The organism is Candidatus Litorirhabdus singularis (assembly GCF_026262625.1).
GTDB lineage: Bacteria > Pseudomonadota > Gammaproteobacteria > Pseudomonadales > Halieaceae > Litorirhabdus > Litorirhabdus singularis.
Genome location: NZ_SHNN01000002.1, coordinates 527,410 through 544,980 on the forward strand (window position 1 = coordinate 527,410; position 17,571 = coordinate 544,980).

A 17,571-nucleotide genomic window follows, 5' to 3' on the forward strand; every position below is an offset into this window, starting at 1 on the left:
ATTCTTTTTTTAGGATGATTTATTTTATATATGTTAAATATCAATAGCTTGGGTATCACTGTTAAAGCTATCTGTGCGGCTTTATTAGTGGGATCAGGCACCTTAGCTCTAGCCCAGCCAGAGACCGATGCGGCAACCGCAGCAGCCCAGCGCGATCTTTGGCAGCGTCTGCGAGCCGGCCTACAGCTAAATCACCTTGAACATGAGCGCATTGAAGTCGAGCGTAACTGGTACGAACGCAACCCGGATTACATGCTGCGGGTCAGCCGTCGTGCACAGCGCTATCTCTTTTATGTGGTGGAACAGGTAGAGGCGCGCGGTATGCCGATGGAGCTGGCGCTGCTCCCAATAATGGAAAGCGCGTATGACCCGTTTGCCTATTCACACGGCCGCGCCGCCGGGATCTGGCAAATTATCCCGGGTACCGGTGAAGAACTCGGGCTGACTCAGGATTGGTGGTACGACGGCAGGCGTGATCTAAGGGCCTCTACTGCTGGCGCGCTGGACTATCTTGAAAAGCTATCGGCAGCCTTTGACGGCGACTGGCTTAAGGCCCTGGCCTCTTACAATGCCGGTAAGCGCCGCGTTAATGACTCTATTCGCGCCAACCGAAAGCGCGACCGCCCGACTGATTTCTGGTCACTCAAACTGCCAGCTGAGACACGTAGCTATGTACCTCGTCTGCTGGCACTGTCGCAGATTTTTGCGGAGCCTGACCGTTTTGGTATCGCACTCACACCGGTATCAGATACACCCTACTTTGGCATTGCACCTACCGGAGGGCAGATAGACCTTGCCCAGGCTGCTGATCTGTCGGGGCTAGACATAGAAGCACTATACCTGCTCAACCCGGGCTTTAACCGCTGGGCAACGGCCCCCGATGGTCCCCACGAGTTGCTACTGCCAATTGCAGCCTTGGCCAACTTTAACGCCGGTTTGGAATCAATGCCTGCGGCAGAGCGCATATCCTGGCAGCGCTACATCATTCGAAGTGGTGATTCCCTGTCGGTTATTGCACGACGCTTTAATACCGGCTCTGATGTCATTCGCGAAGTGAATGGCATCAAGGGTAACCAGATTCGAGCCGGCGATGTTCTGCTAATCCCCACTGCCAGCGAACCACCCAGCACTTATGCGCTCAGCGCACAGCAGCGCACCCAGCGGCGCCAGAACGGCGGCGATGAAGAGGTACGCCTGAATTATAAGGTACAAGCGGGTGATAGCTTCTGGAGTATTGCCAACGAGTACGGTGTTACCTCACGACAACTGGCACAGTGGAATGGACTGGCCGTTCGCGATCCGATTCGACCGGGCCAGAAGCTGGTCATTCGTGGCGTCGCGCCTGAGGCGCAGACCGCGGCCGAGCCAGTCGCGCTTATCGGCCCGCTCAGTCGAGAACCGATGATGCGCAAGCTAGGCTACCGCGTCCGCAATGGCGACTCCCTGGCCCTGATAGCCGACAAGTTTGATCTCACCATTGAGGACATCATTGGCTGGAATAGCAGCCTGCAAGGCAAGAAATACATTCATCCAGGACAGGTGCTCACCCTGTATGTAGATGTCCGCGGTGGCTGAGCCTATGCCGATTGCAGTGGACGGCACCGATACGGTGCCATTGAAGTACTTGCGCACCCTGTTACGTGCCGCCGGTGAGCAAGGCTACGATACTGACACGATTATTAGTCGGCTGGGGCTGCCCCCCACGCTGATGGAGGCTACGAGCGACGCTAATACGCCGGTTGCGGCGGCGACCTACAACCGCGTCTATACCCATCTTATGTCGCTACTGCAGGATGAGTCGCTGGGCATCAGCATGCGGCAGCCGACACCCAGCGGTTCTTTTCGGATGCTGGCACTCTACGTCATTCACTGCGGCACGCTTGAGAACGCGTTCCTGAGAGCCGATGAGTTTCAGACATTTTGTCGCCAATTGGCGGGTTTACCTGCAGTGAATAGAGAACCCTTGCGCTATCTCGAAGATGGACGGGTTCTGCATATCATGCCAGACGCGTCCGAATTTGCCGCTCAGAACACGGAATTAGCCTGGTATTCGATTGCGCACACCATGGCGGTTTGGCGACGCTTCAGCAGTTGGCTGATCGGTACCAGTATCGATCTCCACGAGGTTCATATCCAATTACCTGAACCGGCCGACCCCGGCTACCTGGCACGAATTTTTGATTGTCCGTTGTTGTTTGACAGCGAGCACAATGGTTTTGTCTTCGATGCCAGCTACCTGCAGGCGCCTCTGATGCACGACGAAGAGTCGCTAAAAGCATTTCTGCGCAACGCGCCTTTTCACTTACTGGCCAACAGCGAGGTCGAAAGCGACGAAGGCATTGTTGCGCAAATGCGGCGCGTAGTGGGTATCGACCTGAGCCGCGACTTTCCCAGCGTGGTGGATATGGCCGAGCGCTTGCATATGTCGGTGCGCACTTTGCGCCGGCGTCTGAACGAAGTGGGCACGACGTATCAGGAATTCAAGGATCGTACGCGCTGCGACGCCGCCACCCGTTTACTGAACCGCCCGGAACTGAAAATCAATGCCGTGGCGGTACTACTGGGTTTTGATGAGCCCAGCGCCTTTCATCGTTCCTTCAAAAAGTGGACCGGGTTAACGCCGGGTGAATACAGACAGTCGCTTTACACATGATGCGCTGCTGATGCTACAGACACCATTTGGCAGCTTTCAACTGCAGCGCTATCCGCGTCCTCCCGCCGCACAATTGCAGGCGTGGAATGGGGCCGACATGTTGCTACTTGAGGCATTGGCGGCCCGCGGCGTCTTCGAGGCAAAGCAAATCATCACCGTTAATGACGAACACGGTGCGCTTAGCATACCCCTGGCCGGTAGTGCTATCTGGACAGACTCCAGACTCAGCCAAATCGCGATCGCCCAAAATGCCGCGCTGAATGATGTGACTCTTGGGCATTTTATTGATGCTGAAAATGAGCTGGATGCCAGATACTCGGCAGTGTTGCTGCGCATTCCCAAGCAGCTTTCACTGCTACGTTGGCAGTTACAATGGCTACGTGAGCATCTCCCAGCCGGCACGCCGGTATTATGTGCGGGTATGGATAAACACTTGCCGCGAGGTTGCGCTGAAGTTTTGGAGCAATACCTGGGGCCGACAGAACGGCATCGGGGCAGCCGTAAGGCGCGCCTTTTCAGTACGCTTATCGACTCCACGCTTAGCGCAGTAGAGCCGTTTTTTTTAAGCTATTCCATTGATCAGTTGGAACAGCCATTAGACACCGCCGTCAACGTGTTCAGTCGCCAGCAACTGGATATAGGCAGTCGCTTTCTACTGGAACAGGCACGATCGTGGCCTAATGCACGCACGGTGGTTGATTTAGGCTGCGGTAACGGCTTGCTGGGCCTGGTGGCGATGACTGCGTCGCAAACGCCACCCGATGACGTCATATTTATCGACGAGTCGCGTCTTGCGCTGCAATCAGCGCAGCGCAATACCGAGCGACTGCAGAACGCCAGCACTCGGTGTCACTTTCTGCACAGTGATGGCTTGCTGGACTACCCGCAGCAGTTGCCTGCACCAGATCTGGTGCTCTGCAACCCACCTTTTCATCAGGGCCATCTGGTCGATGACTGGATTGGCCGTCGGCTACTGAGCCAGTGTGCCTCCGCGCTGACTAGCGGCGGCGAGTTATGGTTGGTCGCCAATCGGCACTTACGCTATGTCGACAGCCTGACTCGCGAGTTCGCCAGTGTCGAACAGGTAGCGCGCAACAACAAATTTATAATCTACCGGGCGGTGGCAAAATGAGTGACGTACCAACCGATTCGGTCGTGGGCATTATGTTTGTGTGCCTGGGCAATATCTGTCGCTCTCCCAGCGCCGAGGGTATCTGTCGCAGCAAGGTAGAGCAGCGCGGGTGGCAGCAATGGGTGCGTGTTGATTCAACCGGCACCGCTGCATTCAACATTGGTAAACATCCCGACCCGCGGGCCATAGCCGCTGCCGGGCGCGCCGGTTATGATATTTCACACCAGATAGCCCGCCAGATAGCACCAGAAGACTACGCCAGCAATCACTACATTGTTGCAATGGATAGAGTTAATCTTAGTAGCGTCAAAGCCTGGGCACCGGGTGGCTACGGCGGCGACATAGGACTACTCATGCACTATGCCAAGCGCGCCACGCACAGCCAAATAGCCGACCCCTATTACGCCGGCACAGAGGCTTTCGATAAGGTCATCGTGACGCTGGAGTCTGCCATCGACGACCTGCTGGATGTTATCGGCCAACGCGCCGGCGTATGACTTAGACCCACTTAATAATCAGCTGACCTTCCACCGCGGCCTGATGCGCCAGAGCTTGCGCCTGTTCGCCGAAGGCCTGCTCCACCTGTTCACGCCTTATTTTCAAGGTTGGCGTCAGCATCGCGTTCTCGATGGTCCAGGGATCACAGGAAATTAGCAACGTGCCAATGCGGGCATGATGCTCAATCTCACTATTTACTTGCTCCACAACAGCACGCAGATCAGCTTCTACTTTGGCACGATCGGTCTCTTGGGCCAGCGCACTCAGTACACACACCATGGCTGTCTTGGAGTAGCCTCTACCCAGCAAGCACTGTTGTTCGGTATGCGGATTGTCTGAGAAAATCGCTTCAATTGGCGGCGGCGCCACAAACTTCCCCTGAATGGTTTTGAAGTAGTCTTTGACGCGGCCGGTTATAAAAATAAAGCCGTCTTCATCGACTCGCACTTTATCACCAGTGTGCACCCATCCATCGACAAAAGTTTCTGCAGTTTTTTCGGGACTGTTGTAATAGCCGACTGCGCATCCAGTGGCGCGAATCTGTAATTCATCTTCCGCACTGAGACGTACCTCTACCCCTTCAATGGGTAAACCGATGGATCCAATTTTGCGGCTCTCGTTGGAGTTGGCAATGAGCCCCATGGCCTCGGTCTGGCCAAAACCTTCCATCAGCACCAGCCCAAACCGTTCGAACCAGTGGATCAGCGCGGGCGGCGTGGGTGCAGCTGCAGTCAGCAGGTAATCTGCCTCATTCAGTCCCAGCATATTGCGCACGGTAGCGCCGGTTCCCTCAGCGTCATCTTCCAGCGCTTTATCGACAGCTTCCTGCGAACCAAATCCGCCGATAATCATCTGCTGTATCTGCTCCCAAACCCGTGGCGGACCAAACATAAAGTGCGGTCTGGCGTCACCTAGATCGCGCACTAGCGTAGGCAGCGACTCATTGAAGTTAACAGTGCCTCTGGTCATCAGCGACACGCCCGAGATCAACTGGCGTTCGGCGATATGTGAAAGCGGCAGATAGGAGAAATAACGTCCGGCATCCCTGATGCCAAAAGGTTTCAAAAAACGGGTGATAGGAATAACAAAAGAATCGTGGGTCTGCATGACGCCCTTGGGAACACCGGTCGTACCCGAGGTAAAGACGATGGAAAACACCTCTCCTGGTGTCGGTTCGTGGTCCGCGCTTTTGCCGCGGAAAGGACCCACCAATTCCTCCCAGGTCAGGTGCGGTTGCGGCACCTCGACGCCGGGAAAACACACCAGCTGAATATTTGCTGGCAGAACCTCGGAAACGGCCTCCCAGTTTTCGGTCTCACCGACAAACAGCAACTGCATGTCAGTAAAGTCCATGACATATTCAGCGGTATCTTTAGGCAACGTAGTGAACATGGGGATTACCACGTTACCCGAGGCAGCAATGCCCAGGTCAGTCATCACCCAATGCGCACGGTTGCGCGACAAAATACCAAGGTTTACTGCCCGCTGTGGGAAACGCTGTTCCAATGCCGCCGCCAGAGCTTGCACTTCCGCATGGCATTGACTCCAGCTCCAGTCGCTAAATTCATCGCCCTGCCGGTCCCGCAGCCAAATGTCATCGGGGTGATTATCGTTCCAGTGTTGCAGGTAAGCATTCAGGGTATCAAACATTTGCATCTCTCTTATTATGGTTGTAATTACAAAGGCAGCCAGTGCGCTATGAGAGTGAAATATAGCGCACATTTAACTGGCTTGTTATCAATTGCCGCTAAATTCTGCGCGTAGGCAGTCAATTGCTGGGCATAACGATCTGACTCGCGACGACAAAAATCCTCGAGCGTTTCACCGACTGCAGGACTTGAGCTCTTATAATCAATAATCCAGCGCACGCCGTCTTCCAGATAAGTCCGGTCGACAATGTACTCAGCAAGGCGGCCGTCGCTGCGCAGTGAGCTGATCGCGTATTCACTTTGCGCCTGCTCTCGCTCTGAACTGACGATATGACGTCCGCGTGAATCACCCAATACGTTATTCACTGACTGCTGCACTAGAGCACAAGCCTCCGACAGATCAGCCCTGTCGACGCCCAGTTGCTGTAACTGTGTCTGCCACCAGGCATCGTAAGCTGAGCTGTCAAAGTTGGCCAGCTCAGTACTGTCCAGAGCCGACAATCGCTGCAGACTCACATGCACCATCGTGCCAACGTGGCGATGCATGGGGTTGCCAGGAATAGCCGGAATATTGGCCTCGGTATTAGCTGGCATCACTGCCGGCGGTTGCGACAACGGCTGTATTAACCTGAGCCGCAGGTCCGCTGGTATTGGCTCAGGACTCTCTATGGGCCCCGCTACCGCTAACAGCTTGGCTTGTGCGCTAAACACCGGCCACAACGAGTGCAGCAGCGAGCCGTCGCCCGGCTCTTTCCAAGCCTCAGCTTTAGCATCGAGTTTGATTCCTGCACTCAAATAGAGACGGGAAATCGCGCGCGTGCACCCGACATAAAGCAGGCGAGTTGCCTCAAGGCGTTGCTTGCGCGCCTGGTCATCACGCAAAAACTGATAGAGGCTGCCCTGAGTTTTCTTGCGATCATCCATGGCCAGCAAAAATGCGGTACGCAAGTCGCTGCTATGATATTCGTTCCAAAGCAACATCTGACGCTTGTCCGCCGCCGTGCCTCGTTCCAGCGCGGGAATCACCACCCAGTCGAATTCAAGGCCTTTGGATTTGTGCAGCGTCATCAACTGCAGCTTGCTATCGGCATTTGTACCAGGCGCGTAAAGCCTGGCCACGCGCTCCAATAATAGTTGGCGGTCATACACTCCGCCGCCGCTATCGAGCGTACCCAACAGTGCAAATAGGGCGGCGGCGTCTTCCAGCTCGCCGCAGGCAGCTGCTATCTGAGGCCCACCCAGCGCTAACCATAACTCTTCCAGCAAGTACTGCAGTGGTTGCTGCTGACGCCGCACAAGCGCAGGGGCCATTTGTGCCACCAAAAAATCGAGCTGAGTCTGCCCCACATCGCTGAGCAGCCCGTTGCTACCGTCAGTCAGTGTGAGAATGGCCTGCCACCAATTGTCACCACCCACATTGCTTGCAACAATATGCATGTCTGACAGACTAAGACCGCACCACGGTCCGCGTAACAAAGCCGCCCATGCAACATCATCGGCGCTGTTGTGAACGGCGTCGCAGAGATTGAGTAAATCGATAACCACCGCAGATTTTGCCAGTGCGTCAATCTCTTCGGCATGCCAGGGTATGCCAGCCAATTTTAGTGCGCGGATTATCGGTATCAGATGACTGCGACTGCGCACCAGCACCGCCAATGATTCACACTCGGGATCGGCCAGCCCTGCCTGCAAAAGTGCAACGATGTCCTGTGACTCTGCCAGCCGCTGCGGATCATCATCAAGGTCAAATGCGCGCAGCAATACCTGAGCCTGAGCGCCGTTGGCTTTTTGCGCATGCGCCGGGGAAAAGGCAATCTCGCAGCGCGGCAAATTGTCTTGGTCGGGGAACGCCTGTCTAAAACTATCGTTCACCCACTCAACCAACGGTGCCTCACTGCGGAAATTAGCAGACAGCTCCAATAGCTCTGGTCTGACACCGTTAAAGCCCGCTTCACGCGCACTCATAAACAGCCCAACATTGGCGTCTCTGAAGCCGTAAATCGACTGCATGCCATCACCGACTATAAAGAACGTACGCGGGTTATCGGGGTTGGCCTCATTGTGCTCAAGCCAGCCCCGGGTCAGACGCTGAACCAGCGTATACTGATTGACCGCGGTGTCTTGAAACTCGTCGAGCAAAATATGACTCAGCGTGTAGTCCAAACGCATACTCAACTCGGTCGGATTGTCATCACTGCCCAATGCCTGCTGTGCAGCCAGTGCTACCTGCACATGATCAACCACGCCGTGCTGCTGAAAAACCACCGTCAGCTGCGCCGCGAGAATGGGTAACACCCGGCCCATGGCTAAAGTTAACTGCCATTCTTCGCCACCCTGATCCGCCGTTGGTAGAGTCCGTAATAAGCATAGCTCAGCGAGTAATCCCGGTTGCACCTCAAGCTCAGCGATCAAGGCATACAGGCGCTGCTTAAACTCAGTCGGCTCCCCGGCTCCGGCGGGAAAGCCCTGGCGCTTGTCTACTTTAAGCCGCCAGCCATTGGACCCGGTTAACAGCAAGTCAGCGAAACGCTGCCACAGCCCTAACTCTGAAGGCTCCGGCAGCGGCCAGGCATCAACCGGGTCGTGCTGCAGATTCTTAAGGCTATAGTCCAATAGCGTCTTTAGCTCTCCTGCATACGGTGCCAGTAATGTGGCTAGCTGTTGCAGATGGTCGCCTATCAAGATGCTGACACTGTGCCGTAAACCCTCCAGCGAAACGCTGTCCTGCAAACCACTGCCGGTAAAAGGCAGCCACTGATCGCGTTTCGCCAACATGCCGCTGAATAAAGCTTCCAGCTGCGGCCAATTGTTATCGAAGTGCAGCATTAGCGCACCCAGGTCCTCGCTTTGCGGATGCCCGGTCTCCAGAAAATCCAGCAGCGCCTGAGTCGCCTCGAGGTAATAGGGGCCGGCATTATCAACCGGGCTTACTGGCCCCCCAAAATTCGACAGCACTGGCATCTGGCGAGTTAAGCTGGAGCAGTAGCTGTCAATGGTCTTGATATTGAACACACCTGGATTGTCTAGCAACCGCCACTGCTTTTGCTGATCCCGCAGCTGGTCACGCTGCAACACCGCCGTGGCCAGCTGCCAGGTCAACGCGCCATTGGCATCCACCGGTTGCGGCAGGTTGTGCGCGCGTTCCAGCGCCCCGTAAACGCGCTCGCGCATCTCTGCCGCAGCCTTACGCGTAAAGGTTATCGCCAACACTTCCTGCGCATCGTTCACCCTGGCCAACAAGGTCAGGTAGCGCTGTATTAGCAGTTCGGTCTTGCCAGAACCCGCAGGTGCGGTAACGCAGAAGCTTTGCAGCGGCTCCAATGCTCGCTGCCGCTGCTGGTAGTCAGCAGGCCGTTGCGGCTGATCAGTCATCGGCTACCACCTGCCCAATGCGACAGAGTGCTTGCAACCCACAGTAGCGACAGCTGTCATTGGTGTTCAGCGGATTAACCGCCGCATGCCCCGCCAAAAACTCCGTTGCCAACCGCGTCAATACCTCATGCCAGTGTTGCCGCGCTTCTTCCCAGTTCTGCGGCGCCAGCTCCAGATTTTTGGTAGCGGCAGTCAAGTCACCCTCGATGCCAGCACCCTGCTCTTGCGTCGCAATTCCGCGATACCCCACCTCCTCCAGCGGCGGCATGGCAAACGCAATACCACCCAGCTCATCGCCTAATGCCTGAGCATACAGTGGCAGCTGTGGCTGTCGTGGACGCTCGCCAAACCAGTCTTTGGGTTTGTTGTCGCCGCTCTTGTAATCGACAACCAACAGACTGTTGTCCTGCAGACGATCGACACGATCTATACGCAGGCTCAGATTGAGTGTTTGCAGGACCAGACTGACCTCGGACTCGCGCGCTTCAACAGTAAAGCCTTCTCGCTGTGACTCAATCTCGAGCCAGCGTTGCAGCATCGCGGAAAGTCGCGTCTGCTCAAGCTCCAGATAACGGTGCCCTATCATTGTTTGTTGTTCAGCAAAACGCGTAATTGCAGCAGCGCTGGCGGTTTTACACAGTGCTGCGCGGGCTGCCTCATCGGTAGCGGCCAACACCTGGGAGTCACCAATCTCGCCCCACAGCTGAAACAATGCATCGTGCAATAAGCTGCCGCGATCAGAAGCTGTCAATCCAATACTCAAGTCCGACAACGGTCTGACGTGAAGCCGGTGGTTGGCGAAGGCCCTGAACTCACACTGTGATTGATCAGCCAGCAGCCCGCTACCACCACGAATCTGTGCGGCTTCGACAGCATCGACGGCGGGTGCCTGAACCTCAGATTCCAGCCTCTCTAGTGTGAGCGGTGGCTGCTCCTGCCAGAGCTCGGGGGTTCTGATTTCAGGCACAGCCGGCAATGATTCAAAGTGTTGCAAGAGCGCGCTCGGGCGCAATGCTATGCCGCCCTCCTGTGCCACATAGCTGGCACAAATTTCGGCATTGCAGGATTCAAACTGCTGCATCAAACGCTGCGCAAACTCACGCTCGCGACGGGCATCAGCATGCGGCATTTCTCGCTGGCGTTGCAGTGGTACAGGGATGAAGGGGTTGGGGCTGGGCGCGGCCGGCCACTGCATCCCGCCCATACCGACTAACCAAACCTTATCAAATACCAGCCCTGCAGCCTCAAGCAATCCCAGCACCTGTATTGAGGTGCTGGGCGTCTGACGCTGGTACAGGCGTCCGGTCAGCGCTTGCCTTAACAGTGTGAGCGCGCTGGAAAAATCAACAACACCGGTTATAGCATCCAGCTCTGTAAGCCCTTCCAGTGCAACGTAAAACTGCTCAATCTGCTGAAATTCGTCCGAATCAAGAGGCCCCGCGCCGGGCCAACCCAACTCCGCCAAACTGGATTGGAGTAGCGTTACCCAACGCGCCAGGCGGTGTTTCTGTTTCAGTTCGCGACTACCGTGGAGACCCAACAGAGCGCCACCCAGGCGGAGGTCTCTGGCCATATAGCGCCATTGGCCGGCGCTGATAGCGGCGCGACCCCTGCGATACAATCGCCTTAACACCGGTACGATAACGCTATCTGCATCGCGTCCGTAATAGCGGCTGTGTAACAACAAGCACAGCCCTGCCACGTCAATATCCCCCTGCACCAAATCCAGCAGCTGTATGGCATCACTGACCGGCGGTGCGCTGGCCAGGGGTATGCCACCGGAGAAGTTAATCGGCAGCTCACCGGCACGACTCAGCGGTAAACCAAATGCCCGGCACAGTTGCCGCTGCAGCGCCTGACGCTGGCCCTGCATATCGGGCAACAGGACGCCAATACGTGAGTCCGGGTTAGCCTGCCAGCTCTGGTGTGCCCATTGTGCCGCCAGCACCATTTCCTGCTCAGGGCTGGTACAGGGCTGCAGTTGGCGTCGTTCTGGGTGGGTTTGCTGACAATGGTGATGCAATTTCGAGGCCTGAGCCTCCAACGCTTTCTTATATAGCGGGGATAACTCGTTGAATTCAACCAACACCAGTGCATCGCAGTGAGGCAGTTGCGACTGCTGCGCCAGCATTTGCGGCAGTGTCATCAAACCCAGAGACTTCAATTTCTGCTCGAATGCCAGCGCCCACTGCTCAAACAGAACTGTATCAGCATGTTCGCGGAAAGCTCCGATAATGGGCTCGCGCTGCCATTCAACTTGCCACAGCTGCAGGCTTCGGTGGGCGTCTCGCGCCAGCGCTGCAGCGGCTCTCGGACGTAACAACGCGCCAGAGTCCGGATTCTCTTCAATACATTGCTGCCACAGGTGTAATTGCTGAGCCTCACTGGCGAGGCTCAAGCCAGACTCTTGCCAGGGGTCCAGGCGCTCGAGGCTGAGCTGCCACCACTGTTCCAGCGAATACACCGCTGGCGTCTCCCAGCCGAGAACGCCTTGTGCCTGAAGGTGCAGCCCCCACGCCAACTTGATCTGTCGGGCCAGTCGCTGATTGGGCGTCAGCACAGGTACGCCAGCCTGTAGCCAGGGCAACAGAGGCTCTATCGGGTAGAAACTGGGCGAAGATCTTGGGTTCACAGGTATCTCATTGGCAAGGTGAGTATTCTAGCGCGCCGCTTTGCTATAGAATAGCGTCCCTTTTTTTAAGAATGCGTAAAACGCGCGGAAATCGGAATCCCATGATCGAAACCAAGCTCGACGATGTCAATGTTGTCAGACAGCATGTCCTGATTACCCCGGAGCAGCTGAAATCGGAAGTCGTTATGTCCGAGGCCGCGGCACAAGTACTCAGCGATAGCCGTAACACCATCAATAATATTCTGGATCGCAAAGACCATAGGCTGTTTATAGTGATAGGTCCTTGCTCTATCCATGATGTGGATGCCGCAATGGACTATGCACGTCGTCTCAAGGTACTGGCTGACGAAGTATCAGATTCGCTCTACCTGGTGATGCGCGTGTATTTTGAGAAACCGCGCACCACGGTGGGCTGGAAAGGCCTCATCAATGACCCCGATATTGACGATTCTTTCAGAATAGAGGAAGGATTACGTAAAGGACGCAAACTGCTGCTGGATATTCTGGAACTGGGTCTACCCACTTCTACAGAGGCGCTGGATCCAATTTCACCGCAATACCTGCAGGACTGTATCAGTTGGTCGGCAATTGGCGCACGCACTACCGAGTCCCAGACTCACCGGGAAATGGCCAGCGGGTTATCCTGCCCGGTCGGCTTTAAAAACGGTACCGACGGCGGACTCACAGTGGCGGTTAACGCACTCAATTCAGTCGCCAATCCGCATCGTTTTCTGGGCATCAATCATACCGGGCAGGTATCCGTGATGGAGACGCGCGGTAATCGCTACGGCCATATCGTGCTGCGGGGCGGCGCTAAGGGGCCCAACTATGATTCAGTGCACATTAGACTGTGTGAAGAAGCTCTGGAAAAAGCCAAGCTGCCACCTAATATTATGGTCGATTGCAGCCACGCCAACTCCAATAAGGACCCTGAGTTGCAGCCGCTGGTACTGGAAAACGTCGCTAATCAGATTGTGGAAGGCAACCAGTCTATCGTCGGTGCCATGTTGGAAAGTAATATTGTCGCTGGCAACCAACCCATACCGGACGATTTGTCACAACTTCAATACGGAGTCTCTATAACTGATGGCTGTATTGACTGGGGCACCACAGAACAGGCCATACGTCTGACCCATGAAAAGCTCAGCGCGGTTCTCCACCAGCGCTGAGATAAGCGACGGCTTAGGTGTAGTAGGCGTTAGTACGATCGGTGTGGTCGGTAATGTCACGCACCGCTGACAGCTGAGGTAACTGCTCCATGAGCGTTTTCTCAACTCCACCTTTGAGCGTCGCGTCGACCATGCCACACCCCTGACAGCCGCCACCAAATTGCAGAATCGCTATTTTGTCCTCCGTCACTTCGATGAGAGAGACTTCACCGCCATGAGCCGCCAGTGCAGGGTTCACTTCGTTATACAGAACATAATTGATGCGGTCTTCTATCGGGCTATTGTCATCCACTCGCGGCATTTTGGAGTTAGGCGCCTTTATGGTTAGCTGCCCCCCCATACGGTCGGTGGAGTAGTCGACCAACGCATCTTCCAGATATGGCAGACTATGCCCTTCGAAAAAAGCGCTAAAGCGCTCAAATTCCACTCTCTCGTCATCATCTTTGATATCGTCGGCGCGAGCGTAGGCAATACAGGTTTCTGCACGGGAGGTGCCCGGCTGGTTTATAAACACCCGCACGCCAAGCGCATCGTCCTGTTTGCCGAGCAGATCGGCAAGGTAATCCTGAGCGGATTCAGTAATGGTAACCATGTCTAAACGTTCCTGAGTAATTTACTCAGGTATTCTAAGCAAAAAACCGCCCGTTGGCGATAGCCATGACGCAGATCATCGCCAAAATGCCCACGAATCTATATCAATATATTTTGATATAGATCCTAAATCTGTTAGGATGCGCCCTTTCCCGAGCACGTGAATCAGGCCATGAGTAATACTAGCGTTACCAAACCCAGCATCCAGGCAAGCCTTGAAGAACGCATACTGATCATCGATGGCGCTACTGGCACCATGATTCAATCCTACGAGCTGCAAGAGGTGGATTATCGTGGTGAGCGTTTCACCGACCATCCCAGTGATCTCAAGGGCAATAACGACCTGCTGACGCTGACGCGCCCCGATGTGGTGCATAACATCCACCGCGCCTACCTGGACGCCGGCGCTGACCTGATTGAAACCAACACGTTTAACGCCACAGCCACGGCCCAGGCAGACTATGGATTAGAGGCTATCGTCGAAGAGCTCAACCTGGAAGCAGCTCGAATCGCCCGCCGCGCCGCCGATGAGGTGACATTGGAGAATCCCTCCAAACCTCGTTACGTTGCTGGCGTAATCGGACCGACGCCACGAACGGCGTCTATTTCACCTGATGTTAACAACCCGGCAGCTCGTAATATCGACTATGACACGCTGGTCGCTGACTACAGCGTCGCTACTCGAGCCTTAATCGAAGGCGGCTCCGACATCATCATGATCGAGACCATTTTCGATACACTCAACGCCAAGGCCGCCATCTTCGCCATTCAAGGCGTGTTTGAGGAACTCGGCATTGAGTTACCGATAATGATCTCTGTGACCTTCCCTGATATCAGCGGACGTATTCTGTCCGGGCAGACACCAGAGGCATTCTGGAACGCCATTGCACACGCCAAGCCATTGATTGTCGGCACCAACTGCGGCCGACGCTTTCAGGAAGTGCGCCCCTTTGCCGAGGAGTTGGCTAACGCCGCGGACTGTTATTTCAGTGGTCACTTCAACGCCGGCCTGCCCAACGCGTTTGGTGATTACGATGAATCACCGGAACAGATGCATGCCGAACTTCGTGAATTTGCCGAGCGCGGATTTTTAAATCTGGTAGGCGGCTGTTGTGGCACCTCGCCGGCTCATATTGAGGCTATTGCCGCCGCTGTTGATGGTATCGCCCCAAGAGCTATACCCACTCCCATCCCTGCCTGCCGCCTCAGCGGCCTGGAACCGTTCAATATTGATGCGGATTCTCTCTTCGTTAACATCGGTGAACGCTGTAACGTGACCGGCTCAGCGCGCTTCAAGCGCCTGATTATTGAGGACGATCTTGCCACCGCGCTGGACGTCGCCCGTGAGCAGGTAGAAGACGGCGCCCAGATCATCGATATCAACATGGATGAGGGCATGCTGGATTCTAAGGGCGCCATGGTGACCTTCCTCAACCTGATTGCTGGCGAACCCGATATCAGCAAAGTGCCGGTGATGATCGACTCCTCCAAATGGGACATCATTGAAGCCGGCCTCAAGTGCGTGCAGGGTAAGGCTGTCGTCAATTCCATTTCGATGAAAGAAGGGGAAGCGCAGTTTATGGCCCAGGCCCGTCTCTGCCGCCGCTACGGCGCTGCTGTTGTGGTGATGGCATTTGACGAAGACGGTCAGGCCGATACTGCCGCGCGCAAAATTGAAATTTGTAAGCGCAGCTATGACATCCTGGTGAATCAGGTTGGCTTTAACTGCAACGATATTATTTTTGACCCCAATATCTTTGCTGTCGCCACGGGCATTGAAGAGCACAACAATTACGCCGTCGACTTTATCGAGGCTGCGGCCGTGATTCGCGAGCAATGCCCCGGCGCGCAGATTTCTGGTGGCGTCAGTAATGTCTCGTTTTCGTTCCGTGGCAACAACCCGGTGCGCGAGGCAATACACTCGGTATTCCTTTATCACGCCATTCGTTCAGGCTTATCCATGGGTATTGTTAACGCCGCTCAACTTGCGGTTTACGATGAATTGGATCCGGAGTTGCGCGAGGCTGTTGAGGACATCATCCTGAATCGCCGCGAAGACGGCACCGAACGTTTGCTGGATCTCGCTGAACGCTACCGCGGTGATGGCACCACGGCGGCACGCAAAGAGGATTTGAGCTGGCGCGAAGAGTCGGTCAAAAAACGTCTGGAACACGCTCTGGTTAAGGGTATCAACACCTATATTCTGGAAGACGCCGAAGCGGCGAGACTGGAGGCCACCCGCCCTATCGAAGTGATCGAAGGCCCGCTAATGGATGGCATGAACGTCGTTGGCGACCTGTTTGGTGAAGGAAAGATGTTTCTGCCGCAGGTAGTCAAGAGCGCCCGTGTTATGAAGCAGGCCGTAGCCTACTTACAGCCTTACATCGAAGATGAGAAGGACGAAGACAATAGCTCGAACGGCAAAATCCTCATGGCCACTGTGAAAGGTGACGTGCATGACATTGGCAAAAACATTGTCGGCGTGGTCTTGCAGTGCAACAATTTCGAAGTTATCGATCTCGGGGTGATGGTGTCTTGCGACGAAATCCTGCGCGTGGCCAAAGCAGAGAACGTCGATATTATCGGGCTCAGCGGTTTGATAACCCCGTCGCTGGACGAGATGGTGCATGTTGCCAGTGAGCTGCAGAGACAGGGTTTTGCGCTGCCACTGATGATTGGTGGAGCGACCACTTCAAAGGCCCATACCGCCGTAAAGATTGAACCGGTCTATAACGCTGAAGCTACTATTTATGTTCCCGACGCGTCTCGCAGCGTGTCGGTAGCTACCCAATTGGTGAGTGACAACAAACAAGCTTTCGTTGAGAAAACCCAAGCTGATTATGAAGTGGTGCGCGTGCGCACAGCAAAACGCAAGCCTAAGGCAGAACGTCTGCCTTATAAGGAAGCACTGAGTCGTGGTTTCAAACCTGACTGGGGCAACTACCAGCCACCGGTTCCTTCTTTTCTGGGTGTGCGTGAGTTTAAAGACTATCCCCTGCAGGATCTGGTCGACAATATCGACTGGACCCCGTTCTTCATTACGTGGGAGCTGGCCGGCAAATACCCGGCGATCCTTACCGATGAAGTCGTGGGCGAAGCTGCCACGCAATTATTCAGCGACGCCCAGGCGATGCTGAAACGCATCATCGATGAGCGCTGGCTGACTGCCAATGCGGCCATTGGCTTCTGGCCTGCGGCTCAGGTTAACGGTGATGATATTGAGGTCTACACCAACGAAGACCGCAGTGAAACGCTGGCTACCTTACACCACCTGCGTCAGCAGATGGCCAAAGCGAACGGGACGGCCAATTACAGCCTGGCCGATTTTGTGGCGCCCGCCGAGACCGGGGTCAAAGACTATGTGGGCGGCTTTGTCGTCACCACCGGCGTCGGTATCGATGAGCGCGTCGCAGCCTTTGAGGCCGAGCATGACGATTACAATTCTATTCTACTTAAAGCCCTGGCTGATCGTCTTGCAGAAGCCTTCGCAGAGACCATGCATCGTAAGGTTCGCAAGGAATACTGGGGCTACGCCGCCAGCGAAACGTGGAGCAACGAAGATCTGATTCGCGAGCGCTATCAGGGTATTCGTCCGGCTCCCGGCTACCCCGCCTGCCCGGATCACACCGAGAAAGAAACCCTGTTCCAATTGTTAGACGCAGAGCCAAAAACTGGCGTTAGCCTTACGGAAAGCTTCGCCATGCTGCCCGCCTCCTCTGTATCCGGTTTCTATTACTCACACCCGGATTCAACCTACTTTGCTATCGGCAAGATTGGCCGCGATCAGGTAGAGCAGATGGCACAGCGCAAAGGCGTACCGATAGATCAAGTAGAACGCTGGTTGAGACCGAATCTAGATTATCAGGCCGTGTAGT

General features: G+C 55.2%; 10 protein-coding genes. 6 read left to right on the forward strand and 4 right to left on the reverse strand.

Features of this window, described 5'->3' with window-relative positions; all coding sequences use genetic code 11:
* Window positions 1-30 precede the first annotated feature (30 nt).
* From EYC98_RS10730 to EYC98_RS10745, 4 genes are read left to right on the forward strand one after another with little or no spacing between them, the layout of a single operon-like run.
* A complete protein-coding gene (locus EYC98_RS10730; protein ID WP_279245341.1) occupies window positions 31-1,575 on the forward strand; it encodes a LysM peptidoglycan-binding domain-containing protein in 1,545 nt (514 codons plus the stop codon).
* Window positions 1,576-1,579: 4 nt separating this feature from the next.
* Window positions 1,580-2,653, forward strand: a complete 1,074-nt coding sequence (locus EYC98_RS10735) for an AraC family transcriptional regulator (RefSeq protein WP_279245342.1) — start codon at window positions 1,580-1,582, stop codon at window positions 2,651-2,653.
* Between the two features lie 10 nt (window positions 2,654-2,663).
* On the forward strand, window positions 2,664-3,785 hold the full coding sequence (locus tag EYC98_RS10740) for a methyltransferase (RefSeq protein ID WP_279245343.1): 1,122 nt from the start codon (window positions 2,664-2,666) through the stop codon (window positions 3,783-3,785).
* Window positions 3,782-4,282: a low molecular weight protein-tyrosine-phosphatase gene (locus EYC98_RS10745; protein WP_279245344.1), complete on the forward strand. Its 501-nt coding sequence runs from the start codon at window positions 3,782-3,784 to the stop codon at window positions 4,280-4,282. Before EYC98_RS10740 ends, EYC98_RS10745 begins: the two co-directional genes overlap by 4 nt.
* A 1-nt stretch (window position 4,283) precedes the next feature.
* Here the strand turns inward: EYC98_RS10745 and EYC98_RS10750 are convergent, their stop codons facing one another.
* Genes EYC98_RS10750 through EYC98_RS10760 form a run of 3 tightly spaced genes read right to left on the reverse strand, consistent with a single transcriptional unit; the run spans window position 4,284 to window position 11,936 of the window.
* A complete protein-coding gene (locus tag EYC98_RS10750; protein WP_279245345.1) occupies window positions 4,284-5,933 on the reverse strand; it encodes an AMP-binding protein in 1,650 nt (549 codons plus the stop codon).
* Window positions 5,934-5,959: 26 nt separating this feature from the next.
* Window positions 5,960-9,304, reverse strand: coding sequence for a UvrD-helicase domain-containing protein (locus EYC98_RS10755; protein ID WP_279245346.1), 3,345 nt, complete (start codon window positions 9,302-9,304; stop codon window positions 5,960-5,962).
* Window positions 9,297-11,936 (reverse strand): PD-(D/E)XK nuclease family protein, encoded by a 2,640-nt coding sequence (locus EYC98_RS10760; RefSeq protein WP_279245347.1) that lies wholly within the window; start codon window positions 11,934-11,936, stop codon window positions 9,297-9,299. Before EYC98_RS10760 ends, EYC98_RS10755 begins: the two co-directional genes overlap by 8 nt.
* Before the next feature lie 101 nt (window positions 11,937-12,037).
* Between EYC98_RS10760 and EYC98_RS10765 the strand changes: the two genes are divergently transcribed.
* Window positions 12,038-13,105: a 3-deoxy-7-phosphoheptulonate synthase gene (locus EYC98_RS10765; protein WP_279245348.1), complete on the forward strand. Its 1,068-nt coding sequence runs from the start codon at window positions 12,038-12,040 to the stop codon at window positions 13,103-13,105.
* A gap of 13 nt (window positions 13,106-13,118) precedes the next feature.
* On the opposite strand, the gene nfuA is transcribed toward EYC98_RS10765, so the two are convergent.
* The gene (nfuA, locus tag EYC98_RS10770) at window positions 13,119-13,697 is read right to left on the reverse strand and encodes a Fe-S biogenesis protein NfuA (RefSeq protein WP_279245349.1); all 579 of its coding nucleotides are present in this window, start codon (window positions 13,695-13,697) and stop codon (window positions 13,119-13,121) included.
* Window positions 13,698-13,868: 171 nt separating this feature from the next.
* Here nfuA and metH point away from each other — a divergent pair, with 171 nt between their 5' ends.
* Window positions 13,869-17,570 carry a methionine synthase gene (metH, locus tag EYC98_RS10775; RefSeq protein ID WP_279245350.1) on the forward strand — a complete coding sequence of 1,234 codons (3,702 nt, stop codon included), beginning with the start codon at window positions 13,869-13,871 and terminating at the stop codon, window positions 17,568-17,570.
* Window position 17,571: the final 1 nt, after the last annotated feature.